Origin of the sequence: Ktedonobacter robiniae (assembly GCF_016587375.1) — a bacterium.
Classification (GTDB): domain Bacteria; phylum Chloroflexota; class Ktedonobacteria; order Ktedonobacterales; family Ktedonobacteraceae; genus Ktedonobacter; species Ktedonobacter robiniae.
The window spans coordinates 1161360-1187415 of sequence record NZ_BNJG01000001.1 but is presented as its reverse complement, the minus strand read 5'-3'; the positions used below and the strand labels follow the sequence as shown (position 1 = coordinate 1187415).

Below are 26056 nucleotides of genomic sequence, written 5' to 3'. Positions count from 1 at the left end.
GTAGGAGAGTCCATGCCAGCATGGACCCTACAATCTTAGAGGCCACTACAGCGTGCGCGTCACTTTCTGTAAGCCGCGCGGAACATCGGGATCCAGCCCCTTTGCCAGCGTAAGATGAAGCGCCAGGACTTGTCCAGGCAAGATGGCGGTGATGGGGCTGAGCCACTCAGGCACCGCTGGTGGAAGTGCCAGTGGTGTTGTCGCCTGGGAGAGAATTTCCTGCTCCTCTGAGATCACCAGGAGTTCGGCTCCGCGTTGCTTTAAATCTCTGGCGAGATCAAGCATATCATCATACGTGGCGTCTCTGGGGGCCACCAGGAAGGCGGGCAGGCCAGTATCCACGGTGGCAATTGGGCCATGGCGGAAGTCAGCCGAGGAGTATGAGGTGGCCATGACGTAGGTCAGCTCCTTCAGCTTGAGGCCGAACTCAAACGCAGTAGCATAGTTATAGCCGCGACCAATAACCACGCACTGGTCCATGTAGCGATAGCGCTCAGCGCGCTGGGCCAGGGGGGCAGACATCTCAAGTGTTTGGCGCATGATCTCTGGCAGGCGTTGTAGCTCCGTCATGCGCTGAGGGTTCCCGCTCCAGGCCGCGGCGAAGAGCATCATCACCGCGAGCTGCGCGGTATAGGTTTTTGTCGCGGCCACGCTACGCTCACGGCCCGCGTGCAATTCGATGACATGATCGGCAGTAGTGGCCAGGGGAGAGCTACCGTCGTTTGTGATGGCAAGCGTGGGACGTCCCTGGCGTTTCCCCTCTTCAAGCACGGCGACAATGTCGGGTGACTGTCCCGATTGCGAAATACCAACTACCAGGGCGTTGCGCATATGAGGGGCTTTATGATAGAGCGTATGGAGCGAAGGGGCCGCGAGCGCGATAGGATAGCCAGCCATGATCGGCCAGGCGTACTTGGCGTATGTCGCAGCATGATCAGACGAGCCGCGGGCCGCGATCAGAACATAATCAAATGGTGGCAACTGGGCAACCACGTTCGTAATATGCTCTGTCTCTTGCTCGAGTAAGTGGGTGATGACCTCGGGCTGGCTGTATATTTCTTGTTCGAGTAGCGAGGACATTGAGAACTCCTTCGTTGAGTAGCCTTGCGGTGAATAAACAGACCGACTTTCCAGTCCTTTTTACTATAACACACAATATGGTCTAGAGGTCTAGATGACTAGGCACTGCCTCTGCTGGAGAACGATCCCTTTGCTTCTTTGTAAGGGAAAAGGATGAGATTTTGTCCGGTAATCGAACGTAGTATTGATTACAGCGAAGAAACAGCTAATAAAGAGCCAGGCCCAGAAGTGCAAAGGTGAATTTTACAGGAATTAACGGAATTTTTGGTCTAGTGGTCTAGATGACTTGACATTTGTAGAAAGAAGAGTTAAAGTACTACTAAGATATTCAAGTCTTCACTCCCAAAGAGATCCATTAGTTGAATTGCTTGTATTGAGGGTCTGGGAGAATTCAAGTCTAGTAGCGTCCTCTGAGGAGAAAGGAGCAAAGGAGAAGAAGCAGCGTTTTACGCTTATGCTAAGTGGTAGCTTGCATAGAGATGAGTTTGTCGGGTTGACCTTCTCTCATTAAAGAAGGCTCGGCGCCGTTTGCCCTGTGGAAGGTTCTATAGTATATGCTTGCTGTTCTTGTCTTTCGCGCCAGGCAAACGACTTGATTATTTAGACGCTATCCCCCCGCGCTGGCAGACAATGGGTGTCTGTGTATCTCGTTGGAGAGGTCCTGTTCAACCAATAACGTTTTGTGTGTATTGAAGAGGCAAGTATATAGATATTTTCGATATTTTCGATATTTTCATATGCTTTGCCATTTCAGCGTCAGGAGGTCTTTCGTGTCTTCTGTCTCTTCTAGCTTGCGGACAGTGATGTTCCGTAAAAAGATGGGCGCCGGCATGTGGCTCTGTTCCTTGCTGGTCATCCTCACTATGCTGCTGGTCGCCTGTGGCGGCAACTCTACATCCTCTGGTAATAGCAGCAAAAAGTCGGTACTCAACATTGGTGCGCATGTTGGTGGCGATTTCACCAAGGCGCTTAGCCCTTATAACCCCAATGCCAACGAGGGTGTCAAGGGCATGGTCTATGAAACGCTGTACTACATCAACAAAATTGATAACACCAACAAGCCCTGGCTGGCCACAGATTACAAGTGGAGCAGCGATAGCAAACAGCTTACCTTTACCATTCGCGATGGCGTTAAGTGGAACGATGGTAAAGACTTTAGCGCCGATGACGTAGCCTTCACGTTCAACATGCTCAAGCAGTACAAAGCTGCCGATGCGCAGGGCCTGTGGACAGGTGGTTATTTACAGAGCGTGACCGCGCCTGATAGCAAGACCGTTGTTATCAACTTCACGAAGCCCTATCCTCCCCTGTTCTGGTATATCGCTGGCCAGACCTTCATCGTTCCCAAGCATATCTTTGAGGGCGCTGGCGATCCTACCACCTTTGCGAACGAGAACCCGGTTGGTACCGGTCCCTACACCCTGAAGAAGTTCTCAGCTCAGTTGCTGGTCTACGCCAAGAGCTCCAGCTACTGGCAGGCCGACAAGGTCAAGGTTGATGAGCTGCACTACCCATCCGTGAAGGACAACACCACCTTGCAGCTCGAGCTGGCCAAGGGGCAGATCGACTGGGGTAGCTTCTTCGCTCCTGACCTGGACAGCACCTTCGTTGCCAAGGATCCTGCACACAACCACTACTGGATGACGCCAACCGACATCTTCGCGCTTTACCTCAACCTGGGCCAGGCGCCTTTCAATGATGTCGCCGTCCGCCAGGCCATCAGCGCCGCGCTGGATCGCCAGCAGCTGTCGAAGCAGGCTGAGAGTGGCTATGTGGAGCCCGCTAGCACCACTGGCTTGATCCTGCCCAACAACAAAGACTACCTGGATCCCACCTACTCCGACGTGCAGAAGACAGCCCAGGCCGATAAGGCCACCAAGCTGCTTCAGGATGCCGGCTACACCAAGGGTTCCGATGGCTTCTTCAAAGACAAGAGTGGCAAGAAGATGTCCTTCAACCTGACGGTGGTCTCCGGTTGGACCGACTGGGAGCAGATGTGCCAGGTCATCAAGCAGAATCTGAAAGATATCGGTATCGATGTCAACATCAATGCCATTCAGGATACCGCGTACTTCGATGCCCGTAACAACGGTAAGTACCAGATGCTGATCGGTGGCCTCTTTGGTGGTCCTAATCCCTTCTACCTCTACAACACCCATTTGAATAGCGCGAACCTCTCCCCCAATGGCTTCAACTGGGAAAAGTGGAATGATAAGCAGAGTGATTCCTTGCTGAATGACTATGCATCCACAACGGATCAGGCGAAGCAGAAGAGCGACATTCAGGCTCTGGAGAAGATCTTTGCTACGCAGCTGCCAGTCGTGCCTCTGGTGAACGCCGCTGCCTGGTATGAGTACAGCAGCAAGAACTTCACTGGCTGGCCTGACAAAGACAATGCTTACGCTGTCGGTGCCGCCTACACGACGCCTGACAACCTCCAGATTGTACTTAATCTGACTCCTGTATCGTAAGTTTCTATCCGAAATCCGGTGGAGATGGTCCCACAAGGGCCATCTCCATTTTCCCTGCCTCCACCAGTGCCTTATAGATCTTATCTGGAAACCAACGCCGCTCCCGCGACTAGTGCTTCGCGCTCAGGTTTCCGAATAGGCAGATACTGGTTTGCATTCTTTCTGTATCTCTATCGTGCTATGCTACTATTACGATCCGGTAAAGATAAGCCCAGGATTTGTAGCTTCTACCCTGGCTTGGTAGAACTGGCTTGCACGCTATAAGGAGTACCGTTATGCGTCACCTGTTACGTCGCATTCTGTTTTATCTTGTCGCTCTCTGGGCTTCGGTCACGCTCAATTTCTTTATCCCTCGTCTGGCACCCGGTAATCCCGCTGAGGCCATGATGCTACGCTTCGAACGGCAGGGACATCTGGCGCCAGAGACGGAGAAGGCGCTCCAGGCTGCCTTTGGTCTCAATACGACCGATCCTCTGTATGTACAATACTTTAGGTATCTGGGCGATTTGCTCCAGGGACGCCTGGGCACCTCGCTTACCAACTATCCAACTCCCGTGAAAGATGTGATCGCACAAGGCATCCAGTGGACGCTGGTCCTGGGCGGCATTGCGGTCATCATCAGCTTTATCCTTGGCTGTTTGCTCGGTATTATTATGGCCTGGAAGCGTGGCTCGTTCCTGGATACATTCCTGGCTCCGGCGACGACGTTTCTGTCTTCGATCCCCTATTTCTGGCTGGCCCTGATTATTGTGTATATCTTTGGGTACACGCTTGGCTGGTTCCCCTTCTCGGATGGCTTTGATACAGCGCTGGATATAGGCTGGTCGCCTGACTTCATTTTTAGCGCACTCTACCACGGTATTCTGCCCGCCCTGACAATCGTGCTCTCCTCCGTCTCCGGCTGGCTGCTGGTGATGCGCAACTCGATGATAACGACGCTCTCTGAAGATTATGTCTTAATGGCAAATGCCAAGGGCCTGGCGCCCAGGCGTGTGATGTTCTCTTATGCCGCGCGCAATGCTATTCTGCCCAATGTCGCGGGCTTCGCCCTCTCGCTGGGTACGATTGTTGGCGGCCAGCTTCTTACCGAGATTGTCTTCTCGTATCCGGGTATTGGCTATACGCTCTTGCAGGCGGTGCAAGGCCAGGATTATGCACTTATCCAGGGCATCTTTTTGATTATTGCTCTGGCTATCCTGGCTGCCAATTTCCTCGCCGACCTGGTCTATACCCTGCTTGATCCACGTGTCCGCCAGGAAAGGAGCGCGTAAACAATGTCCAATACCTCCTCTTCTCAATGGCCTCCAGCGCCTAAGAATTTGAATGAGCCTGTCGCCGCGACGGCAGCGGTGGGTGTTGGAGCGCATGCCAGCACAAATGTGACTACGGCAACCTCGGTGGCATTGCCCCTGGGGAATCCCTTTCATGTACAGGTGTTGAATGGCTTGCGAGGCTTCTGGCACGCCGTCACAGTGAATAAGAAGGTGACGGTAGGCAGTAGTATCGTGGCTCTCTTCATCCTGGTGGCGATCTTTGGCCCATTATTCGTACATACCGATCCCACGCTGCTCACTGATCTCTCGAAGTCTCCTCCCTCGGCCCAGCACTGGCTGGGTACAACTGTGACGGGTCAGGATATCTTTAGCCAGCTCATCTACGGTACGCGTACCTCGATTATGTGGGCCTTTTTTACGGGGTTTGCCGTAACCTTCATCTCCGTGGTTGTTGGCCTGGTGGGCGGCTACTTCGGCGGCATTGTTGACGATATCCTTTCGTTAGTGACGAATATCTTTCTGGTCCTTCCTGCATTACCCCTGGCGATTGTCCTGGCGTCGTACTTTCCGCGTGGCCCGCAGATGGTGGCCTTGATTGTGACCTTCACCAGTTGGGCCTGGGGCGCGCGTGTCCTGCGTGCGCAAACCCTTTCTATGCGTAGCCGTGAGTTTGTGACTGCGGCGAAGGCAAGTGGCGAGAAAAACTGGCGCATTATCTTTTTTGAGATTTTGCCCAATGAGATTTCTATTGTTGCCGCGAACTTTGTAAGTACGACAATTTATGTTATTCTATACTCAGCATCGCTAGAATTTCTGGGCCTGGGCGATCTCAACTCCGTAAGCTGGGGTTGGATGTTCTACTGGGCGCAGAAAACAAACGCCCTGATTCTTGGTCTCTGGTGGTGGTTTATCCCGCCTGGTATCTGTATCGCGGCGCTGGGAGCTGGCCTGGCTCTGATCAACTTCGGTATTGATGAGGTCGCCAATCCACGCCTGCGTACTGAGCCGGCACCCAAAGAGATCAAGCACAAGAAAGTGGTGAAATAATGCAGGACACGGCTGTAAAGAAGCAGTCAAAAGACCTTTTGCTAGAGGTGAACAATCTCTGCGTGGATTATTTCGCGTCTAATGGCGCTGTACACGCTGTCCGAGACGTGAGCTTTGTATTGCGTCGTGGCGAGATTCTGGGCCTGGCGGGCGAGAGTGGCTGTGGTAAATCGACGCTGGCCTATGCTATCTCGCGCCTGTTGCGTCCACCCGCCTATATCACTGGCGGCCAGGTCCTCTACTACCCTCGAGGACATGAAGGTGGGGCAACTGCTGCCGTACAGAGCAAATTGCCGAAAAAAGGCAGACAGACAGGAAGTAATGGTGACGAGGCCATCGATGTGTTGCAGCTCTCTCCCTCCGAACTGCGTGCCTTCCGTTGGAGCGAGGTCTCTATTGTCTTCCAGAGTGCTATGAACGCCCTTAACCCCGTGATGTCGGTTGGCGACCAGATCATGGATGTGTTGAAAGCTCATCGCCCCGATATGGGTCCCAATCAGCGCAAAAAGCGCGCTATTGAGTTGCTCAACCTGGTTGGCATCGCCTCTGATCGTCTGAATAGTTATCCCCATGAGTTAAGTGGCGGCATGCGTCAGCGCGCCGTCATCGCCATTGCGCTGGCCCTCAATCCCGAGCTGATCATTATGGACGAGCCTACAACGGCGCTCGACGTTGTGGTGCAGCGCGAGATTCTACAGCTGATCAGTGATCTCTGCCGCGAGTTTAATACCGCCCTGCTCTTCATTACGCATGACCTGTCGCTGCTGCTTGAGCTCTCTGACCAGATCGCGATCATGTATGCCGGTAAAATGGTGGAGAAGGCGAGCAGCGTGGCGATTTACGAGCATCCTCGCCATCCCTATAGCCATGGCTTGCTCAATGCTTTCCCCAACTTGCATGGTCCCATTCGCAAGATGGTTGGTATCCCCGGTTCGCCGCCAGATCTGCGTTTCGTCCCATCGGGCTGCCCCTTCCGCGAGCGCTGCCCGCTGGCCTTTGAGGCCTGCTCCGCGGTTGTACCTCAGCTTCAGCCCGCATCGCTTGAGAATCAGCAGCAACTGGTGGCCTGCCATCTCTATGATAGAAAGTTCCGGCCTCAGGGACCACCATCTGCAGCCGAGGTGGCGGGTGCCTATGAGAGCCTGGTAGAAGGGAGCCGTGCGTAATGAGCTTGTCAAACGTCACTGCATCGAAGCCAGTTCGAGATGCTGGCGCTCAGCCGATTATGGAGGCGGAGCACCTGCGCAAGGAATTCCCTTTGCGCCAGATAAAGGTCTTTGGAGCCGCTCAGGCTGTTCGCGCAGTTGAAGACGCGTCTTTCTCGCTCTATCCTGGCCGGGCCACGGCCCTGGTGGGTGAGAGCGGTAGCGGGAAGACGACCATTGCGCGTATGCTGGCGCGCCTCTATGAACCCACATCGGGCACCCTTCGCTTCCGTGATGAGGCGGTGAAACTGGGACGAGGCGCCAATTTAAATGACTATCGCAGCCATGTGCAACTGGTCTTCCAGGACCCCTTTGCCTCGCTCAACCCCGTGCATAGCGTGCGCTATCATCTGAGCCGCCCATTACGTATTTATGGTCATGCCCGCAACCGCATCCAGGAGACGGAACAGATCCTGGCTCTGCTGCGGCGCGTCAACCTGACGCCTGCTGAGCAGTTCATCGAGAAGTTCCCGCACCAACTGAGCGGTGGCCAGCGTCAGCGTATCGCCATCGCGCGTGCCCTGGCCGTGCAGCCCGAGGTCTTGCTGGCCGACGAGCCTGTCTCCATGCTTGATGTCTCGATTCGCCTGGATATCCTTAACCTCTTGCGTCGCTTGAAGGATGAGGAACAACTGGCTCTACTCTATATCACGCATGATATCGCCAGTGCGCGCTACTTCGCTGAAGAGACGCTGGTGATGTACGCAGGCCAGATGGTTGAGGGGGGACCAAGCGAAGAGGTCACGCAGCAGCCCAAGCATCCCTATACCCGCTTGCTGCTCTCGGCCGCGCCCGATCCTACCCGCGTGAAGAACAAGGATAAGGGTCAGCTTCCCGCACGTGGCGAGATTCCAAGCCTGATCAACCCGCCAACCGGCTGCCGCTTCCATCCACGTTGTCCCCATGCCATGCCTGTCTGTAAGGAGCGCTTCCCTGGCCGCACCGACCTGGGGAATGGTCACTGGACCAATTGTTTCCTTTATGGTGATGGTGCTCAGCCGATACCGTATACTGGTACAACGGGAACCACGACCACGGCCAGAGCGGAATAAGCCTTTCTCGTTACGCAACAGAGTAGTGTGTTCAGTAAAAAAGAGGGGAGGTGCAGGAGGGAACCCTCCTGCACCTCCCCTCTTTTTTACTGAACAATACCACTTAGACGAACATGCCCTGGAGTTTCTCGGCCTGGTCAACGGTGATCAGGTTATCGATGAATTCATCGAGACTGCCATCCAGAATGCCCGGTAAGTTGTGGCGCGTCAGGCCAATACGGTGATCCGTGACGCGGTCCTGGGGGAAGTTATAGGTGCGAATCTTCTCGCTGCGGTCGCCCGTCTGTACCTGTGAGCGGCGTGCTTTTCCTAGCTCTTCCTGGCGTTTGGCCTCTTCCAGGTCCCACAGGCGTGACTTCAGTACGTTGAGGGCTTTCTGCTTATTCTTCAACTGCGACTTTTCATCCTGACAGGTGACAACCAGGCCAGTTGGCAGGTGCGTGATACGTACCGCCGAGTCGGTGGTGTTGACGCTCTGACCGCCATGGCCTGTGGAGCGGTAAACGTCGACGCGGATATCCGAGTCTTTTACCTCGATCTGGATATCATCATCGGCCTCTGGCAGGACGATGACCTTGGCCGTTGAGGTATGGATGCGGCCGTTGGCCTCGGTCGAGGGGACGCGCTGCACGCGATGGGTGCCGCCCTCGTACTTCATCCGGCTATAGGCTCCCTTCCCTCTAATCACAAAGGTAATGTCTTTGAAGCCGCCTTGTTCAGTATCGTTCCCGTCAAGAATCTCGATCTTCCAACGACGGCCATCGGCGTAGCGACTGTACATACGGAAGAGATCCGCGGCAAAGAGCGCGGCTTCGTCACCACCCGCTCCACCCTGGATGGTCACGACGGCATTCTTCTCGTCCATGATATCCTTGGGGAGGAGGGCGACCTGGACATCCTCCAGGAGCTGCTCTTTCCTGGCTTTGAGTTGCTCCAGCTCTTCAAACGCCATGTCGCGCAGCTCGCCTTCCTCGCTGTCGTACATCTCCTGAGCTTCCTTGATCTGCTTATCTGTATCAATCAGCTCGTGGTATTTTTCAACTACAGTTGATAGCTCAGACTGCTCGCGACCATAGCGCTGCAAGAGCGATATATCGGTAAGCACATCGGGCTGTGCCATCAAATTGTTTAGTTCTTCGTAGCGTGTAGCCAGTGTGGCCAGTTTGTCCATTAGATCCATAGCGACCGGGTTCCTCTCGCTTCTCTATCTCTTCTCTGTACGCCTGGCATACTCGTTGCAGCCAGGGGCATAAGTCATGCGCAGACAGGGAAGGTAAAATGCTTTGTTTTTTCGTGAAAAAGACAGCTAATAATAATAGGTTCTATTAAGATTTGCAATGAGGAGGGTTGTGCCATGCAATCAGGGGTCCCGATTGCTCTCTACTCATGGCATGGTGGAAGGCAGAATGAGGCGTCGCTACCCGGCTGTAAGTAGGTAACGCTCAATGGTAATCAGGCAAATATGACGCGCAAAAGCTGTCGGTAACGACAGGCGTATATGGTGGAGCACGGCAGGTTTCATAGCTTTACTATTATAGCATGTTCCCTCTATAGTTCCTAGAGGGGGGGAACTCAAAGTCAAAATACCAATGCCCGTGGAGCGATACCGCAGATATCGCTCCACGGGCATTGGTATTTTTCTTATGCATTTTGCGTGGAGGGTATGCTCAGGTGCGCAATGTCGTTCATTATATAGGCGGCGCAGATACCCCTGTGTTTCAACCAGGGGTATCTGCGCCGCCAGCCTAAGTACAATCACGCAATGTTTTTGGGTTGAATTCCCTTTATCGAGCGTGCACAATACCCAAAAAGTTGCTTGATTGTACTTAGCCCTCTTTTGTCAGGGAGGGATAGACTGAAAGGAGAAGGAGAAAAGGTATTGGAGCAGAAAGAGGTGATGGGAGATGACGGTAGCAAGACAAGCAGCCCCCACAGTGGCCTTTATCGACGAGTATTGTACGTGCTATGAGGATGTCTTCCCTGACGTGCGCAGCGCGGGAGCATTTTAAATATATCCATCTGGGACTCTTGTCGGAGATCAAGCGCAAGACGTTGCCAGCCATCGCCAAAATCTGTGGAGAGGTTGACGCCCAGGCGCTCCATCATTTTGTCGCCAATGGTCTCTGGGATGTGCAAGAGGTGCGAAGCAGACGACTCCAGTTGTTACGGCAGGCACTTGCTGGCCGATCCTTCGCGCTCTGTATTGATGAGACAGGCGACAAGAAGAAAGGGAAGACAACCGAGTATGCGGCCTCGCAATACATCGGCAACCTGGGCAAAATCGAGAATGGCATCGTCTCGGTCAATGCCTATGGGGTCCTCGATCAGATAACCTTTCCGTTGCTTTTTCGCGTGTTCAAACCTGACAAGCGCCTCAAGGGAGAGGACCAGTACAAGACCAAACCGGAGTTGGCGGTCGAGATCATCGAGGAACTGCAAGCCTGGGGCTTTCAGTTTGACGTCGTGTTGGCAGACAGCTTGTATGGCGAGAGTACCCAGTTTGTGCGGGAACTGGAAAAGCGACATCTCACCTACGTCCTGGCCATTCGCGACAATCACGGCATGTGGCTCCCGCCTGGTCAGCGCATCCGTTACACCACCTGGCTTCCCTTCGAGCGGACCTTTTCCAACGGGAAGTCGCAAACCCGCTTCATCCGCGAGGTGATCTATGGCCAACGCTTGAGCGTCCGTTTCTATCTGCTCACGACCGATCCCAAGACGATGCCGACGCAAAGCACGTCGTATGTGATGACCAATCTGCAAGGGAACCTGCGAAAAACGCTTGGCGACACCTACGGGTTGCGGACCTGGATTGAGTATGGCTTCAAACAGGCGAAGAATGAACTGGGCTGGGCTGATTACCGGGTCACCGATTACACCTCGATCGAGCGCTGGTGGGAGCTCGTGTGCTGCGCCTACCTGCTGGTGAGCCTCTACAGTCCCGTTTTCCACCACCAAACGTGTGAGTGGCTCGAGCCGCTTCCTCAAGCCAGTGCCAAAGCGCCTGCTCCAGAGGCTGCATCTGACCGCTTCTCTGGGCATGTGTGGTGGGATTCGAGGCAGGGATGGAAGAACCTGCTCAACAACCTGCGGCTCATTCTCCAGCCTTATGTGTTCTACTCTCTCATTTCCCCCTGGCTGATGGTCTTTGATATCCCTGATCTCCACTCCGGCTTTGCCGCACTCGTTTCCATCATGAACGATTTTCACGCCTCTCTCCCTTTCTGACAGAAGAGGGTTAGTGGTTAGTCCGCTTAGGTTTTAATGGAAGTGGTATGATGAGGGAAAATCAGGAGACAAAAACGGATGAGACAACCCCTCTCCCTCACGAACCAAGAGCACCAGTACTTACAGATGTTTGTTCATCGAGAAAAAGCCAATGCCCGTACCTTGACCCGTCCGTGCAAGGGTGTTGCTGAAAGTGGCGGAAGGGGGGAAAGATCAGGAGATTATCGCAGCTTTTGATATCTGTCAGGCTACCGTGACGAACGTGTGCAAGCGTTACGCTGAAGGCGGACTGGAGGGAGTGTTGCATGACAAGGTGCAACAGCGGCGACGGCAAGCACTGACTGGTCAACAATCTGCTCACTTAATTGCGGTCGCTTGTAGCCCAACTCCTGACGGGCATGACCACTGGACAGTGCGATTGTTGGCAGACAAAGCCGTGGAGTTGGGCTTTGTCAGTAGTATCTCCCCAAATACGATCCATCAATTGCTCAAAAAAATGAATTAAAACCCTGGCAACACGAACACTGGTGCGTGCCGACGGTAGGAGGGGAATTTGTGGCAGCGATGGAAGATGTGGAGCAATCCCTACCGAGGGTGTAAAATATTTTGGCTCTTCCGCACTTTTCGTGCTCTGCAAGTTCAACGTTCTGGGGAAAAGCGCACCCAGAGAGCGATGAGGCCGATTTGGCTTGAAAAAGGTAATCAAAGCCATAGAAGAAGCTTTCCTACGTCTTGTGAAGCCGTATGATATTTGGCTTTCCGTATTGTTGAGCACGAAAAGTGCGGAAGAGCCAACAAGGATGGTGTCGGAGCTTTTGCCAGGAGCATCATATAGGCTCCTCCTATGAGGAGAACGTGTATAGGATGTTGGATACCCTGATGGGACAGTTCTTGCCCGAGTTGGGAGAGGTATTTTTCAATCTCTTTTGCTCTTATGCCTTTGCTCCTGAACACACACGTAGCATGTGTAACGTATATTATCGGCGTTTAAGCCAGTTTATGGCTTGCCATTTATTCTGGTCACAACCAGCCAGAGTCATACACGCGACCATTTTTGGCAGTGATAACAGCCCTCGTATGTAGCACAGAGCCGGTGCTATCCCGCTCTCTCCCTGACACATTTTAAAAACGCAGAGAGAAAGCCCAACCATGGTTGGCTCGACGGAAAGGTAGACATTTGGTAATGCTTGCGGCACCGAATGGGGAGAATGCGGCACGCCGGAGGAGATCAAGGAGCCACAAACGACCCAGACGAAAAATCCCTTTATCGCGTCGATCGGTCCGATCAAACTGATTTCGTTTGCCATGATGAATGCAGGAAGCAGCCAGATGGCTGACCCACCACAGCGCCAGAAACAAAGCCAGCAGCAGGCGATCAAGTCGAGCCTCCTCTTTGATCCAGCTAGCTTCGATCTTCCACCCACGACTTTTGCTATCCTGAAACGTCGCTTCTACGCGCATACGTTTGGCGTAAGTAACCACGCATTGCTTACTCGCTTTTTGATCGGAAAGCAAAAACCACGCCTCTTTGCACCCATCTTGCCAGCATGCACTGATAAACGCATCGATCGTTTTGTCTTGCCACACCCTGGTTCGGCCATACCATTGTTGCCCCACTTTATGTACGAAGGTATCCAAACGGCACCAGGAACTCCACTTGTTTTTCATTTGGCGTTGACACGTGTGTTCTTTGCTGATGCGCAAGAGATAATGCCAATGCCGAGCGCGACAAATCCGCACGAGCGGTTCACCAGCTAGCCCACGATCAGCGATCAACGTGCATTCCATTTCCTGTAAATACGGCAAGACGCGATCAAGCAATCGCTCTACAATCACCCATTGCCCTTCCTCCCATTTCTCCTGCCCTGGCAGCACAGCCCAGGCAACTGGCAAAACCCGCGAATGCACCAGTACCCCCAAATAGAGGATTGTGGCATCTTCTCGGAACGGCGTTGCATCCAACACAAAGAGCAGCTTTTTCCCTTTCCAGAACGGTAATACCTGTTGAAGAAACACGTTCCACGTGTCCGCCACATTCACACGCGCATTTGCCACGAAACGTGCCAATCGTCGTTCAATGCTGGTCATCTTTGTTTCGCTGATTCCTTGTAAGTGGAGTTGTTCGGCTACCCGTTGCAAGACTGCACATCCCGACAGCACGATTCCAAGGGCAAAGAGTGCCAATGTCTTCTTCTGATGACCATGAACACTCGGCAATAGCTCACTTACTTGCTTCATCCAATCTTCCCACAGGACAAGAGTCGTATTCAAAGAGAGTGTTCTCCTCACGTTTTTACTTTTTGGGAGGTCGAGACCATGCGTGATTGACATCCAAGGGGGTATTTTTGCACCAACTCGCATCGCGGGAAAAGCTGGAAGGCTCCGAATAGATGAGTATGGCACACGTATCTATTCAGAGACTTCTACCCGCACTGAGGTATTCTCGAAGACGAGAAAAGAAACTGAGAGATTGCTGGTTAAATCAGCCCACCGCCAGCTCGAAGCGTTTGCCCTGTTATCCAGCGCGCCTGATCGCTCACTAAGAACGCAATGATATCGGCAATGTCGCGAGGCTGCCCGAGGCGACCAAGCGGAGTCTGCTGAATGAGTTGTGCAATAACTTCATCGGGAAGCACTAAGGTGCCAGTATCGACGATAGCCGGTAAGACGGTATTGACGGTAATGCCACGTGGCCCCAGCTCTTTCGAGAGCGCCAGGCTGAACTGTTCCACGGCAGCTTTGCTCCCTGCGTATGCCCCAAAGCCTGGGGTTATGGCGATGGTGGCTCCGGTTGAGATGCTTACAATATGTCCGCCATCGCGCATGCGACGGGCCGCTTCCTGTAAAGCGAAAAAGGTTCCTTTCGTATTGAGCGTAAAGAGGCTATCAAACTCTTCTTCGGTCATCTCTGCGGTTGGTCGAAGGAGTCCGATGCCTGCATTGTTGATCAGGATGTTAAGTTGCCCAAGATGATCCTCTGCCTCTTGAAAAAGGCGACGTACCTCTGAAAGTTTGCTGATGTCGGCTTGTAGAGCCAGAGCTCGTCCACCTTTAGCGACAATAGTATCAACCACTTCCTTGGCGAGGTTCTCGCTCTGATTGTAGTTGACAATCACAGATGCTCCATCCTCGCCGAGCCGCTCAGCAATGGTTCGGCCGATGCCACGACCTGCACCGGTTACCAGTGCGACTTTTCCTGTAAGAGATGTCATAGGAGTAAAACCCTTTCTCTTTCTCATTGCTCAGATGACATATGACTGAGCAGTGGGATATGATATGTTCATAAGTGTACCGTGTACGATATTCTGGGACCAGAAAGAGATTATCCTGGGATAAATTCTTTCTGGATAAGGAGAAGGGATGAATGAGCAACAACGCCGCGCGGAACTGAGCGAATTTTTGCGCACCCGTCGAGCGCGCTTGACACCTCAGCAAGTGGGCATGCCTCTCACGCGTCGTCGTCGCACGCCTGGCCTACGACGAGAAGAAGTCGCTGAACGAGCAGGAGTCAGTACTGCCTGGTATACGTATCTGGAACAGGGACGCGATGTGCACGTTTCCAAGAGCGTGCTGGAAAGTATTGCAAATGCGCTGCAACTGACCAGAGATGAGCGTATCCACCTCTCTTGGCTCGCTGATCAACCCTTGCCTCCAGAGCCGCCACCATTTGTTGAGGCAATCAGCCCTGCCTACCAGAGAACGCTTGATTTGATGGAGTGGAGTCCTGCCTACATTACCGGACGGAGGACAGACATTCTTGGGTGGAATAAGGCGGCCAGCACCGTTTTCGGAGATTTCGTGATGATCCCGGAGGAGGAGCGTAATATGCTCTGGCTGCTCTTTACCGAGAGCGCTTTTCGCCAGCGCTTTCCAGCTAGAGAGACATTCGCTCTAGAAACGCTCTCGTCATTTCGAGCCACAGCGAGCCAATATCTCGGGGATCCTCGCATCACAGCGTTTCTTGACCGGCTTCGGCAAGCGAGCCCGGAGTTTTGCCTCGCGTGGGAGCAACAGGACGTACAGAGGCAGTGTTCACAGTGGCGCGAGATCGAGCATCCACTAGTCGGACGCCTCACGCTGGAAATCGCCAGCTTTCAAATCAGTGGAGATCCTGATCTCAAGTGCTGTGTCTATTCAGCAGCACCAGGATCAGAGACAGAAGAAAAGCTGAGAGGGCTTCTTGGCTTCCAAAAAGATGATGTGGGTGAGCAGGATTCTCTCCTGTCAAAAGCACTGATGAGGAGATAGACACGTCGTATATGCCGTTGTTAAGCGAATCTTTCTCTTCCTAACTCGCTTATCCTCTTTTGTCCCTCGTCGAGAGTCTGGAAGCAATAATACATCGACGTTCAGGATGTTTTTCCCTCATTCTCAAAATGTGTCAGGGAGAGAGGTGCTATCCCGAGGGTCGGGAGTGATGTGCAAAACAATCGAGAGAATATCATTTTGATGGAAGCCGTGTTTTTGAAGCATCCTTTGGACCGTTCCTTTGAGCGAAGCAAGAGATAATCGGAGCGGCTGCACCTCCGCAGCCTTCGGGGGATACGGATCCTGGACAAGCAATTCAATGGCTGTTGTTTCTTCCCCAACTGCTCGAAGAGCTTGAGCCAAATGTGGATAGAGAAAGCTCAAACCACTTGCAGAATGATGTGCGATATTATGAGCGACTCCTGCCAGTTCTGCCATTTTTATCATTGCTCTTCTGACCTCTCATGTAGATACAGGATGATGGCGTCACGCTCATCATTCCTTTCTTGCACACTACTCTAATCGCTTCGGTCGTTTTTGCACAGAAAAACGGGACTCTTTGCCTATTAGGAGTCTGTCAGGCATTTTTTGAGCTTTTCCTTGAACCTTTACTCGATTGAGGATGCTTTTTTTATAGTGGCTTGCGAGAGCATAGAGCGGGTAGTCAGGATCTAGGGAGATCGTCTGATCATAAGCAGCCAGCGCCTCATCATAATGTTTCAGTTTACGAAGGATATCTCCCTTGTTGTTATAAGTGTGCGCATCGTGAGGATCGAGGGAGAGGGCCTGATCATAAGCGGCTAGTGCTTCATCATAGCGTTTCAGTTCCTTGAGCACATGGCCCTTATTGCCATAAAAGAAGGCATTGTGAGGATCGAGGGAGAGTGCTTGACCATATGCAGTTAGTGCCTCATTAAAGCGTTTCAGTTCTTTAAGCACGTCGCCCTTGCAGTAGTGGATGAAGACATCGTGAGGATCGAGTGTATGCGCCTGATCATACGCCAGTAAGGCCTCATTAAAACGTTTGAGATCACAGAGGACATTGCCCTTATTGCCATAAAAGAAGGCATTGTGAGGATCGAGAGAGAGCGCCTGATCGATGGCGGTTAGTGCTTCATCAAAACGTTTGAGTTTAACAAGCGTGTAACTCTTGCCACAATAAGCAAGAGCATAGTGCGCATTTGAGCAGAGGGCCTGATCATAGCAGGAGAGTGCCTCATCAAAACGTTTTCGGTTCAGGAAGACGTCCCCCTTTCCTTTGTAAGCAGGAGCATAGGTTGGATCCAAGGAGAGAGCCTGGTCATAGAAGGAGAGAGCCTCATCATAATGTTCTTGCCTTAGGCGAACATATCCTTTCCCGCTGTGAGCAGGAGCATAGGTAGGACCCAAGGAGAGAGCCTGATCGTATAAGGAGAGGGCCTCTTCGAGACGCCTAAGTTTGTAATGAGCATCTCCTTGTTGAGTTAAATGCTTGACTTCGTCTTTCTGCATGTCAGCGTAATCCTTGCTATTCTTCTTCATATTTCTGGGGTGGTTACTTATTCTTTATCTTGTGCTACTTGTGCTACTTGCTTTTCGTAGCGCTTCCTTCTCCTCTCAAGATTCCTTTTGTGCTTGAGGTATCTTCTCACGAGAGTAGACTTGCTGTCTTTAGCATCGAGGTAGAGGACATAGGGGCGCCTAAAGTCTTCGTGTTCTCGTGTCCACTCGCCAGGCAATCTTGTAAAGCCCATATCTTGTGCTAGCTTATCGCCACTGTCTGTTGTTGCCACGGTATAGATACGACGTATGATAATTCCTCGTTCAAGTAGCTCTAGCAGATATGCCAGCGTTGAATAGAGTAACCTGCTTGCATAATATTTCTCTGCTAGACCTGGCTAGGCAATAATACCTAAAACCTAGCAATCTTGTGGGTGATCAGTGGTATAAGTTCGATAGTCTTCGAGTTTGATGTCGGTTTCATCATATTCTAAGTCAATGAGCTTTGTAGTACATCAGGTCGAAGCGGGCTCATAGTGATTCCGCCCATGACTTGGTTGGTCTTGCCATCTTTTAGTACGTGTTGATGGGCTGCCGAAGGCACTCAGCATCCTTGGGAGCTTGAGGCAAGACCTCGCCCAGCGAGCAGGCTCAAGCATTCCTCTCCACTCGGCGGAAGACACCTCGAATTTAAGAAGTCTGCGAATTTGGGAGAATAAAGGTAGGAGGCTGGTCTGAACGGACACGTCGTACGACCTCCCGCACAATCTCACGTAGTTTGGGAAGCGCCTCAACAATAGAGCTACCATCTCCATTGGTCCAATAATCGCGGCGATAAAAATAAAAGAGTGCGTCGAGTAAGCCTTGCGTACAAAATTGCGTTAAGGAGGATGCTTGTTCTATCTGCCTAGCAACCTCAAAAGCACCAGTGCGATCGAAAGGGTTGAGAGGATTGGGTTTTTCCCGATTATAAGCATTCACCCAAGATGCCAGTTGCAAAAAAGTATACACTGCACGATCTGGACTTGGAGCGTCAAGAAATGTCTCTGCCAATTCAAGAGGCCAGGGTCCGTTGGCAGCGTGTCCATCGAGGAACACGATATCTTGTGCATTTGGCATGGCAACCTCTCCCTTTCGTAGAAACCACTTTTCCTCTCACCAAGTACAATTCCAAACTCAAATAACCAAACACATAAAGTAACTTTTACAAAGTGAAATATTCGAATAAATGCAGAGTGCTTCATGGCCTGTCATGCTAAAGAACAGACAACAAGGTGAAAAATACTTAAGAGAAGAATCATTCAAATGACCTTCTCCGTATATTTATTTGTCTTCTTGCAAATCTTCGGGCTTATACTCTTCTAGTTCTTGCTCTAATTTCTCTACATCAGAAGATTTGTAATATACACGAACGCCACGCCGGTATCTTCTAATGCGACCATTAGTAGTGTAGCGCTCAAGAGTACGCCTTGAAATTTTCAGGCGAGCACATGCCTCTTCAATAGTTAAAAAATTTTCATCTTCCACAAGCAATGCCTCATGAGAACAGATTTGATGCTTGAATAATAACATTGCTATTAAATCTTGTCAACGATTGACAAACGCTGTCGCACATATTATACTTTGTCGTAATGTGACAAACCTAGTCGCACGTTAACCGCCAAATAGAAATAAGCCCAATTGGAATTGTTCATTTGAGGAGGTGATAACAAATAAAATGACTGACTTTCGTGTTCCAGACGAAAGTCAGTCTGTGAGAACACACAAAAACCTTGTGAAGTCCCGGAGTTCTCTGTGCTCAGCATAGCGTATAGAGGCTCCGCAGTCAAGAAAGAGATGATGACGTATGTCACAACGGGCCTCAACGGAATCACGAACTGGCCATCCGATGGATGCACCAGTTACTGTTTCAAACATTGCCTTCTTTCGCGGCGTACAGATGGGATACCAGGCCTATCAAAACGAGCAACCCTCTCTGAGCCAGCATGATCTCTACGAGTACCTGATTCATCGCCTGCTCGCCTTTCCTGCTTCGACCTATGAGAATACCGGCTGGGTCATTGGATGGGTAAAAGGCTTGCTTGAAACGTCTTCTTTCATTCAAGAGCCTTTCTCTGATTCACCGGACAGACGCTCTGAGGTACCTACTCATTACGGAGATAACTTCCTTCCTGTGATCCTCAATGACAACCAACGCCACGGCATCACCTATCCGTTTTGTTCTGACCCCTCTTGCCCGTGTCACGAAGACCAGAGCAGCATTGCTCAAGTCACTCAGTACGTCAACGAGGGGCTTTTGACCCCGCAAGAAGCAACCAATCACGTAACAGGAAAGTATCTCTAGCTGTTTTCAACTCAACAACGAGAGAGAGGGGGCCAGAGGAGGAAACGCATGAAGCAGAACAGATTGGGAATCACCTCACGTTTCTATGAGGATGTGCAACGGCAAGGCACCTCACGACAGCATGTCGGTACCTCGTGTGATCTTTACTCAAAGGATACACCTAAGCTGACAGACGAGACAGAGCATACAGACATTGATACCATTCTTATCTGTGCCGATCCAGCTTTTCACAACGGAGTTCAATCAGGACGAGCCGAGTTTATTGCCCTGGCTTTTGAAAATCGCGAGATCGTGGCCCAGGACGTAGAGAATGCCCTGCAATGGGCCATGTATGACACCTTACGCCCGGCAATCTGGCGCTATGGCTATGTCTGCGGCTGGAACGAAGAGTTTTACAAATATGCGATGCAGAAGCGAGAGGAACAAGCCAACGCCCCAAAACTTGCATGCGACGAGAGGAGGGAACGCTAGTGCGCCCTTCTCGCTATCGCTTCAACCTGGAAACGACCGAGCCGCTCCCCCGTGGCAATCGCGCGACAAGAGCACACCGGGAGGAGATCGACACCCAGGAGCACATTGACGAAGACGCCTTGTATGACACACGCACCCGTACGAGTGTGGTACGCCAGCCTACCTACGCATTAACCCAGATCCAGGCAGACGAACAGGCAACGCGCCGGGTGAGGATACATGTTCACGACCAACCCAGGCAGCAGAGGTCGCATCAGCAGCCACCACTGTTGCCCATTGGGACCCCCAGGCCATTTCACTTTCCCCGCTGGCCTCTCTATGGAGGAATCGTGGTTCTCACAATGTTTGGGGGATGGCTTGGCATTAACATGGGACAGCAGGCGTGGCAGGGATGGCAAGATGATCTGCACTATGGATGCCCCCGCACCTACCAGACGGACGCTGTTGTGGGCCATAACCACGATAGCAGCGCGAACCCATCGCACTTCATTGTGCTGAATTTACATGGTCAGATCATGGTCATTGAAATCGCGGCAGGCGACCCAGGCAAGACCCACCTCTATAAAACGGGATTGAACTTGCTTGGAAGTGGGCAAGACTTGACCCCGGCACAGGTGGCCTTCAAAGACCTGGATGGAGACGGTAAGCCGGACATGATTGTTTCTGTTGAAGGGCAAAACGTCGCCTTCAAGAACGAGAACGACACATTTAGTGCTACTCCCATGAAGGAGGTGAACAAGTGATCGTCACACCAGCATACCCCATCCAGGCCGAACGGCCACGACGACCTCAGGAGAACGACCCCAGGGGAACACGCCGAACGCTTCGCATGTTGACACACCGAGTCAACCAGTTAATGGGCGTCACCTTTAGCGGAGAGGATGAATATGTGGTCGTCGCCTGTAAAGAGACGATCACAGCCACCCTTGCCCTGAACCAGCAAACCACATTCCAGGCCGAGCGTCCCATCCAAGCGGTTCTCATCTCCTATGGCAAGGCGAACCCGTCAGGCGATGGCTATATCGTCATCCGTTGGCGGGGAACCGTCCCAGAGAGCTTCTTTGACCAGCTCGACGAGCATACCCAAGATATTGCCTACTACATGACCTTTTGTGCCGGACCACTCGACACTTGTAGAGCACCGTGGGATGGCACCACACACGCTTAGTGTTTCTTCAGGGAAGAGTACCATGATGATGTGCTCTTCCCTCTCTTTTCGGAGGGAACCCATGCAAGACCGACAGCTACAAAACGACCTTGACCAGCTCTTACATGACCTTGACCAGCGGCAACAGAACCAACAGGCGTATACCACCGACGATATTCCCCACATTGAAGCCAACCAGGAGTACGACCCCAACCGCCAGCAATGGGACGTTGAGATCCACGTGTACCCACAAGCAGAGCCAGAGGCAGAGGAACCCGCCAACGTCGTTGATAGTGTCCCACCCATCGACCAGGAGCCACAACCAGGAGGGAGAGGGTCATCATTACCGTGGATAAGACAGCATACCCGCCCTCTTGTGCTTCTCAGCGGCATCCTATGCGCTTGTGCGCTTGTTGTCGGGTGGCTGTTATATGTGTCGCCTTTCTGGACACCGACCACCACGGTGACACTCGTTCCTGTTTCACGCACCCTGGAAACCCGCTTGACGGCGACCATTGGAGAAAACGCCGAGAAGAGCCAGGTCCCAGGACGGCTTCTTCCCATCGTGACGATGAGCCAGGAGCGCACCATTCCCACCACGGGGAAAGCGCACCAGGACGCCCAGAGCGCACACGGATACATTACCTTCTATAACACAGCAACCTACCCGCAGACGGTCCCTGCCCAGACGCTTTTAACGGGTGCAGACGGTGTGCAAATCATCACCGATCAAGATGCAAGCATACCCGCTGGAACCCTGGCAACCAATGGGCGGGCTACGGTCACGGCTCACGCGGTCCAGAGCGGACCCGAAGGCAACATACAAGCCTCGGACGTTTACGGGCCTTGTTGCCGTGCCAACGTGCTTGCAGCAAATACCGCCTTCAGTGGAGGGCAGGAGGCACGCGACTACCAGAGCGTGACGCAGCACGATCTAGACGCCGCAGGCGCAAGCCTGAAAGCGAGCATAGAGCAGAGCACCACCGCAGCCCTCCAAACGCAGGTCAAGAGCACCGAAACGCTTGTGACCCCCTTGCACTGCCAGTCAAAAACAAGTGCCGATCACCAACCAGGAGAGGACGCAGCAAGCGTACATGTGACTCTCGACGAGACATGTACAGGCATCGTCTACCAGACACAAGCCCTACAAACGTTGCTCACCCAGGCACTCACCACCCAGGCAAAACAGCAACTAGGAACCGAGTACACGCCGAGCGGAGACGTTCACATCACGACCACTACACAGGGAACCACAACGACCATTCAGGTGACAGGAACCCAGACCTGGGCCTATCAGTTCTCCCAGGCCGAGCAGGAGCGCCTCAAGGCCAGCATTGCAGGCAAGAGCCAGGCCCAGGCCAAGCGCTTCCTCCTTGCACATGCAGGGATACAATTGGTGTCCTTCTCGAATGATGCCTCCCTTCCAGGTGTTGACCACCTTCGTTTGTTGTTCCTGACGTACTGACATACATGGACAGGCAACGTGAAAGCAAGCGAGCATGAAACAGATCATCACCGCGAAACTCAAACTCATACTCACGCCAGAGCAGGTTGAGGCCCTGCGCCACACGCAACTGGCGTATCGTGATGCCCTCAACGCGGTGAGTCAGTATGCCTTTGACCATGGCAAAACCAGCAGTGTGACCAAACTGCACAAAGGGATGTATGCCGAGCTACGCACGCGCTATCATCTGCCCTCGCAACTGGCTTGTAGCGTGGAACGCCAGGTCGCCGCCACGTACAAGGGACTCTGGACCAAGCTCAAGAAGAATGCGGAGCATCGCCGGGCAAAAATCACCAAGAAACGCTTCAAGGGTTTGGACCAGCCACCACACTACGTGTCTCCGACTGTACAGTACACCTACGAGCGCGACTACACCTTTCAGCGAGACAGCCGGGTCAGCATCGGCACACTCAATGGACGTATCAGCGTACCCTACCAGGGATACAACAAACACCTCGCGCTCATTCGAGAGGGGGCCACCATTGGGGATGCCAAGCTCTGGTATGACCGCCCAAAGAAGCAATTTTACCTGCTCGTGTCCCTCTCCATAGAAATGCCTGATCTCACCCCTGCCCAGTTACAAGAGGTCGTGGGGGTGGACGTGGGCATTCGGTACCTGGCTGTGACTTCGACAACAACAGGAAAAGCCAGCTTTCATACTGGGAAACGAGTACGACACCAAGCCAATCACTACGCACGCTTACGCAAACGCTTGCAGAAAAAAGGCACTCGTGGCGCGACACGTCGCTTGAGACGCATCGAGCAGCGAGAGAGACGGTTGAAATTGCAAGCCAATCACACCCTCGCCAAACAGATCATCAAGCAGCACCCACACACACTCATGGGACTGGAGCACCTGACGGATATCCAAGAGCGCACCAAACGCCGCAAGCGCAAACGCAAGAAGAATGGCAAAGGCTATGAACCAGTGTCTGCAAAGGCCCGCAAAACCAATCGGGTCTACTCGCAGTGGTCCTTTGCCGAACTGCACACGCTTCTGAGCTACAAGGCCACGCTTGCCGGATCGCTCGCCGTGAAGGTGGATGCGGACTACACCTCAAAAGCCTGTCCCATGTGTGGACACACTGCTGGCGCAAACCGCCCAGGCAAAGGGTTGTTGTTCGTGTGCAAGCAGTGTCAGTACTGCTTGCATGCTGATCTGATAGGCGCGAGGAATATCACCATGAGAACGCTCCTGGTCTGGCAGGACTGGGCTAGGACGGGGTGCTTGTCAATCACCCCTGATGCCTCGGACCGTGAAGCCAAAGCTGCACGCCTGCAAAGGTATGCAGAATTGCGGTGGAGTCCAGAGGTAACAAAGCAGCCTCCGGCTTCTAGCCGGAGGTCATTGACAGCTTCATTATAGAATGTTTCCTCTATGGTTCCTAGTAGGGGGCTCATAGTAGGGGGCGCATAGTAGGGGGCGCATAGTAACACTCACAATGCCAGTAGAGCGATATCGCTCTACTGGCATTGGTATTTTCCTATGAGTTTTGGGCGGAGGGGATACTCAGGTGTGCGATATCGTTCAATATATAAAGCATACGTGTGTCTCCTGGGGCGCGTACGAGGGTGAGCGAGGTATTGGCGCAGGGGAAAAAGAACTCTTTCTCCAGTCCCAGGACCTCGGCGACGTAGGCGTTGATGACGCCCCCATGGGCGAAGATGAGCGCGCGCTGCCCAAGATGGCGACTCGCGATCTCGTCAAGTGCCTGGACCACGCGCTGGCGGAAGGCCTTCGATGACTCGCTGTGTGCGAAGGCATCCCAGTTGCCCGAGGAACCTGCAATACGCACGATCTTGTCCTGGCGCTCATGTAGTGCCTGGGTCAGCATGGCGAGATCAGCCCCTTCGGGGATCTCTGGAATGGGAACCAGGTCGTCGAGGCGAATCTCTTTGAGCTGTTCTACGATAGTGGCCTGTAGCCCTAGCTCAGCCAGAAGCGGTGCGCCAGTCTCCTGGCAGCGTCTCAGGGGACTGCTATAGGCCGCGTCAAAATGGCCGTTCTTCAGGCGGGCGGCCAGTGCCTGGGCCTGCTGGCGCCCGATCTTGCTCAAGGGCAGATTATCATACACGCCACTGGGAATAATTTCGTCCGCCTCGGGGATCGCATCCCCATGGCGGATCAGAAAGAGCTCTGCCGCGTGCTGGCGATGGACAAGAAACGGGTCTTGCTGTACGTTGCTCTCCATAATGGTCCTTTATTACGGTGTAGATGGATAAGTTAGTCTTGTGCAAGCTGATGGATGATGGAGCGTGCCAGGGTGCGTTTATGAACCTCATCTGGCCCATCCACAATGTGTAACGTGCGTCCATGCGCCCAGAGGGAGGCCAGCGGAAAATCATCGCTGAGACCCGCAGCCCCAAAGACCTGCATGGCTCTGCTGACGACATTGGTATGTACCTCGGGCGCCACGATTTTGATCATGGCAATGGCATCTTTCGCAGCCTTCTTGCCCTGAGTATCGATGAGCCAGGCTGCTTTCAGCGTGAGCAGCCGCGCCTGCTCGATCTCCAACTGCGACTGTGCGATCCATTCCTGAATAACTCCCTGCTCGACCAGCGGTTTGCCAAAGGCGACGCGCTGTGTCGCGCGCTGGCAGAGGAGTTCAAGCGCGTACTGGGCTGTACCAATGGAGCGCATACAATGATGAATGCGACCGGGCCCAAGGCGTGCCTGAGCGATAGCAAAGCCGCTCCCCTCCTCACCGAGGAGGTTGCTGGCAGGAACGCGCACGTTCTCAAAACGCAGTTCGCAGTGGCCTTCATTATCGATATAGCCCATGACAGGCAGGTTGCGAACCACGGTCAGTCCAGGGGTGTCGCGTGGCACCAGGATCATACTTTGCTGCTTATGGCGAGTTGGGTTCTGGGGATCGGTCTTTCCCATGACGATAAAGATTTTGCAGCGTTCGCGAGCCGCCCCCGAGATCCACCATTTGCGCCCATTGAGTATGTAGTCGTCTCCATCGCGCATGATGGTCAGTTGAATATTGGTCGCGTCAGAGCTGGCGACATCTGGCTCCGTCATGGCAAAGGCTGAGCGAATCTCGCCATCAAGGAGGGGACGCAGCCAGCGTTGTTGTTGCTCCTCGGTACCAAACTGAGCAAGAATTTCCATATTTCCAGTATCAGGGGCCGCACAATTGAAGACCTCCGATGCCCAACTGACACGACCCATAATCTCAGCCAGGGGCGCATACTCCAGGTTAGTCAGGCCAGCTCCGTATTCAGTGTCGGGCAGAAAGAGATTCCAGAGACCCTCTGCCTTCGCACGTTCTTTCAGTTCATCAACGATCTCCGCGTGATGGTGAGGATTGCCTGAGGCCGCGATCTGTTCTTTATAGAGTTGCTGGTTGGGATAAATAGCGTGTTCCATAAAGTTAGTCAGGCGCTGTCGTAGAGCGTCGACTTTCTCCGAATAGGCGAAATCCATAACCCTCGATCTCCTTTGTCTTGCTTGGCGACATTACCATACTTTTTGAATATATCACATCCTATGCGTC

22 protein-coding genes and 1 pseudogene are annotated in these 26056 nt (G+C 52.9%); 14 read left to right on the top strand and 9 right to left on the bottom strand.

Annotation, left to right across the window (positions count from 1 at the left end; translation table 11 throughout):
* Positions 1-45: 45 nt before the first annotated feature.
* Complete coding sequence (locus JMJ04_RS04870) at positions 46-1080, bottom strand: SIS domain-containing protein (protein ID WP_201369422.1); 1035 nt, start codon at positions 1078-1080, stop codon at positions 46-48.
* A gap of 770 nt (positions 1081-1850) precedes the next feature.
* Between JMJ04_RS04870 and JMJ04_RS04865 the strand changes: the two genes are divergently transcribed.
* The 5 genes from JMJ04_RS04865 to JMJ04_RS04845 all read left to right on the top strand — a co-directional run bounded on the left by JMJ04_RS04865 (position 1851) and on the right by JMJ04_RS04845 (position 8129).
* Positions 1851-3551, top strand: a complete 1701-nt coding sequence (locus JMJ04_RS04865) for an ABC transporter substrate-binding protein (RefSeq protein ID WP_236037910.1) — start codon at positions 1851-1853, stop codon at positions 3549-3551.
* A 275-nt stretch (positions 3552-3826) separates the two neighbouring features.
* The gene (locus JMJ04_RS04860) at positions 3827-4822 is read left to right on the top strand and encodes an ABC transporter permease (protein WP_201369421.1); all 996 of its coding nucleotides are present in this window, start codon (positions 3827-3829) and stop codon (positions 4820-4822) included.
* 3 nt (positions 4823-4825) lie between these two features.
* Entirely contained in the window at positions 4826-5872 is a 1047-nt protein-coding gene (locus JMJ04_RS04855; RefSeq protein ID WP_201369420.1) for an ABC transporter permease, read from the top strand.
* Positions 5872-7038 (top strand): ABC transporter ATP-binding protein, encoded by a 1167-nt coding sequence (locus JMJ04_RS47950; RefSeq protein ID WP_201369419.1) that lies wholly within the window; start codon positions 5872-5874, stop codon positions 7036-7038. The genes JMJ04_RS04855 and JMJ04_RS47950 overlap by 1 nt, the downstream gene beginning before the upstream one ends.
* A complete protein-coding gene (locus JMJ04_RS04845) occupies positions 7038-8129 on the top strand; it encodes an ABC transporter ATP-binding protein (protein ID WP_201369418.1) in 1092 nt (363 codons plus the stop codon). The genes JMJ04_RS47950 and JMJ04_RS04845 overlap by 1 nt, the downstream gene beginning before the upstream one ends.
* Positions 8130-8232: 103 nt before the next feature.
* Here JMJ04_RS04845 and prfA read toward each other — a convergent pair whose 3' ends face one another.
* Positions 8233-9309, bottom strand: coding sequence for a peptide chain release factor 1 (prfA, locus tag JMJ04_RS04840; RefSeq protein ID WP_201369417.1), 1077 nt, complete (start codon positions 9307-9309; stop codon positions 8233-8235).
* A 724-nt stretch (positions 9310-10033) separates the two neighbouring features.
* On the opposite strand from prfA, the pseudogene JMJ04_RS04835 reads away from it, so the two are divergent.
* Both JMJ04_RS04835 and JMJ04_RS04830 read left to right on the top strand, forming a co-directional pair.
* A pseudogene (locus tag JMJ04_RS04835) lies at positions 10034-11357 on the top strand (IS701 family transposase).
* Between the two features lie 181 nt (positions 11358-11538).
* Positions 11539-11862, top strand: a complete 324-nt coding sequence (locus tag JMJ04_RS04830) for a helix-turn-helix domain-containing protein (RefSeq protein ID WP_268887324.1) — start codon at positions 11539-11541, stop codon at positions 11860-11862.
* 617 nt (positions 11863-12479) lie between these two features.
* Here JMJ04_RS04830 and JMJ04_RS04825 read toward each other — a convergent pair.
* Positions 12480-13628 carry a transposase gene (locus JMJ04_RS04825; RefSeq protein ID WP_201369415.1) on the bottom strand — a complete coding sequence of 383 codons (1149 nt, stop codon included), beginning with the start codon at positions 13626-13628 and terminating at the stop codon, positions 12480-12482.
* Positions 13629-13834: 206 nt separating this feature from the next.
* A complete protein-coding gene (locus tag JMJ04_RS04820) occupies positions 13835-14569 on the bottom strand; it encodes an SDR family oxidoreductase (protein WP_201369414.1) in 735 nt (244 codons plus the stop codon).
* 148 nt (positions 14570-14717) lie between these two features.
* On the opposite strand from JMJ04_RS04820, the gene JMJ04_RS04815 reads away from it, so the two are divergent.
* A complete protein-coding gene (locus JMJ04_RS04815; RefSeq protein WP_201369413.1) occupies positions 14718-15605 on the top strand; it encodes a helix-turn-helix transcriptional regulator in 888 nt (295 codons plus the stop codon).
* 513 nt (positions 15606-16118) lie between these two features.
* Here the strand turns inward: JMJ04_RS04815 and JMJ04_RS04810 are convergent.
* The 3 genes from JMJ04_RS04810 to JMJ04_RS04800 form a co-directional block, all read right to left on the bottom strand.
* Complete coding sequence (locus JMJ04_RS04810; protein ID WP_201369412.1) at positions 16119-17096, bottom strand: tetratricopeptide repeat protein; 978 nt, start codon at positions 17094-17096, stop codon at positions 16119-16121.
* Positions 17097-17774: 678 nt separating this feature from the next.
* Positions 17775-18203: a hypothetical protein gene (locus JMJ04_RS04805; protein WP_201369411.1), complete on the bottom strand. Its 429-nt coding sequence runs from the start codon at positions 18201-18203 to the stop codon at positions 17775-17777.
* 204 nt (positions 18204-18407) lie between these two features.
* Positions 18408-18611, bottom strand: a complete 204-nt coding sequence (locus tag JMJ04_RS04800) for a helix-turn-helix domain-containing protein (RefSeq protein ID WP_201369410.1) — start codon at positions 18609-18611, stop codon at positions 18408-18410.
* A gap of 319 nt (positions 18612-18930) precedes the next feature.
* Here JMJ04_RS04800 and JMJ04_RS04795 point away from each other — a divergent pair, with 319 nt between their 5' ends.
* The 6 genes from JMJ04_RS04795 (at position 18931) to JMJ04_RS04770 (ending at position 23916) form a co-directional block, all read left to right on the top strand.
* Positions 18931-19428 (top strand): hypothetical protein, encoded by a 498-nt coding sequence (locus tag JMJ04_RS04795; RefSeq protein ID WP_236037909.1) that lies wholly within the window; start codon positions 18931-18933, stop codon positions 19426-19428.
* A 48-nt stretch (positions 19429-19476) separates the two neighbouring features.
* A complete protein-coding gene (locus JMJ04_RS04790) occupies positions 19477-19899 on the top strand; it encodes a hypothetical protein (RefSeq protein ID WP_201369409.1) in 423 nt (140 codons plus the stop codon).
* The gene (locus tag JMJ04_RS04785; RefSeq protein WP_201369408.1) at positions 19899-20642 is read left to right on the top strand and encodes an FG-GAP repeat domain-containing protein; all 744 of its coding nucleotides are present in this window, start codon (positions 19899-19901) and stop codon (positions 20640-20642) included. The genes JMJ04_RS04790 and JMJ04_RS04785 overlap by 1 nt, the downstream gene beginning before the upstream one ends.
* Positions 20639-21067, top strand: coding sequence for a hypothetical protein (locus tag JMJ04_RS04780; RefSeq protein ID WP_201369407.1), 429 nt, complete (start codon positions 20639-20641; stop codon positions 21065-21067). The genes JMJ04_RS04785 and JMJ04_RS04780 overlap by 4 nt, the downstream gene beginning before the upstream one ends.
* 61 nt (positions 21068-21128) lie before the next feature.
* On the top strand, positions 21129-22511 hold the full coding sequence (locus JMJ04_RS04775) for a baseplate J/gp47 family protein (RefSeq protein WP_201369406.1): 1383 nt from the start codon (positions 21129-21131) through the stop codon (positions 22509-22511).
* A 34-nt stretch (positions 22512-22545) separates the two neighbouring features.
* Positions 22546-23916 carry an RNA-guided endonuclease InsQ/TnpB family protein gene (locus JMJ04_RS04770; RefSeq protein WP_201369405.1) on the top strand — a complete coding sequence of 457 codons (1371 nt, stop codon included), beginning with the start codon at positions 22546-22548 and terminating at the stop codon, positions 23914-23916.
* Positions 23917-24034: 118 nt separating this feature from the next.
* On the opposite strand, the gene JMJ04_RS04765 is transcribed toward JMJ04_RS04770, so the two are convergent.
* A complete protein-coding gene (locus JMJ04_RS04765; protein ID WP_201369404.1) occupies positions 24035-24742 on the bottom strand; it encodes a histidine phosphatase family protein in 708 nt (235 codons plus the stop codon).
* Positions 24743-24774: 32 nt separating this feature from the next.
* Positions 24775-25986 (bottom strand): acyl-CoA dehydrogenase family protein, encoded by a 1212-nt coding sequence (locus JMJ04_RS04760; protein WP_201369403.1) that lies wholly within the window; start codon positions 25984-25986, stop codon positions 24775-24777.
* Between the last annotated feature and the right edge of the window lie 70 nt (positions 25987-26056).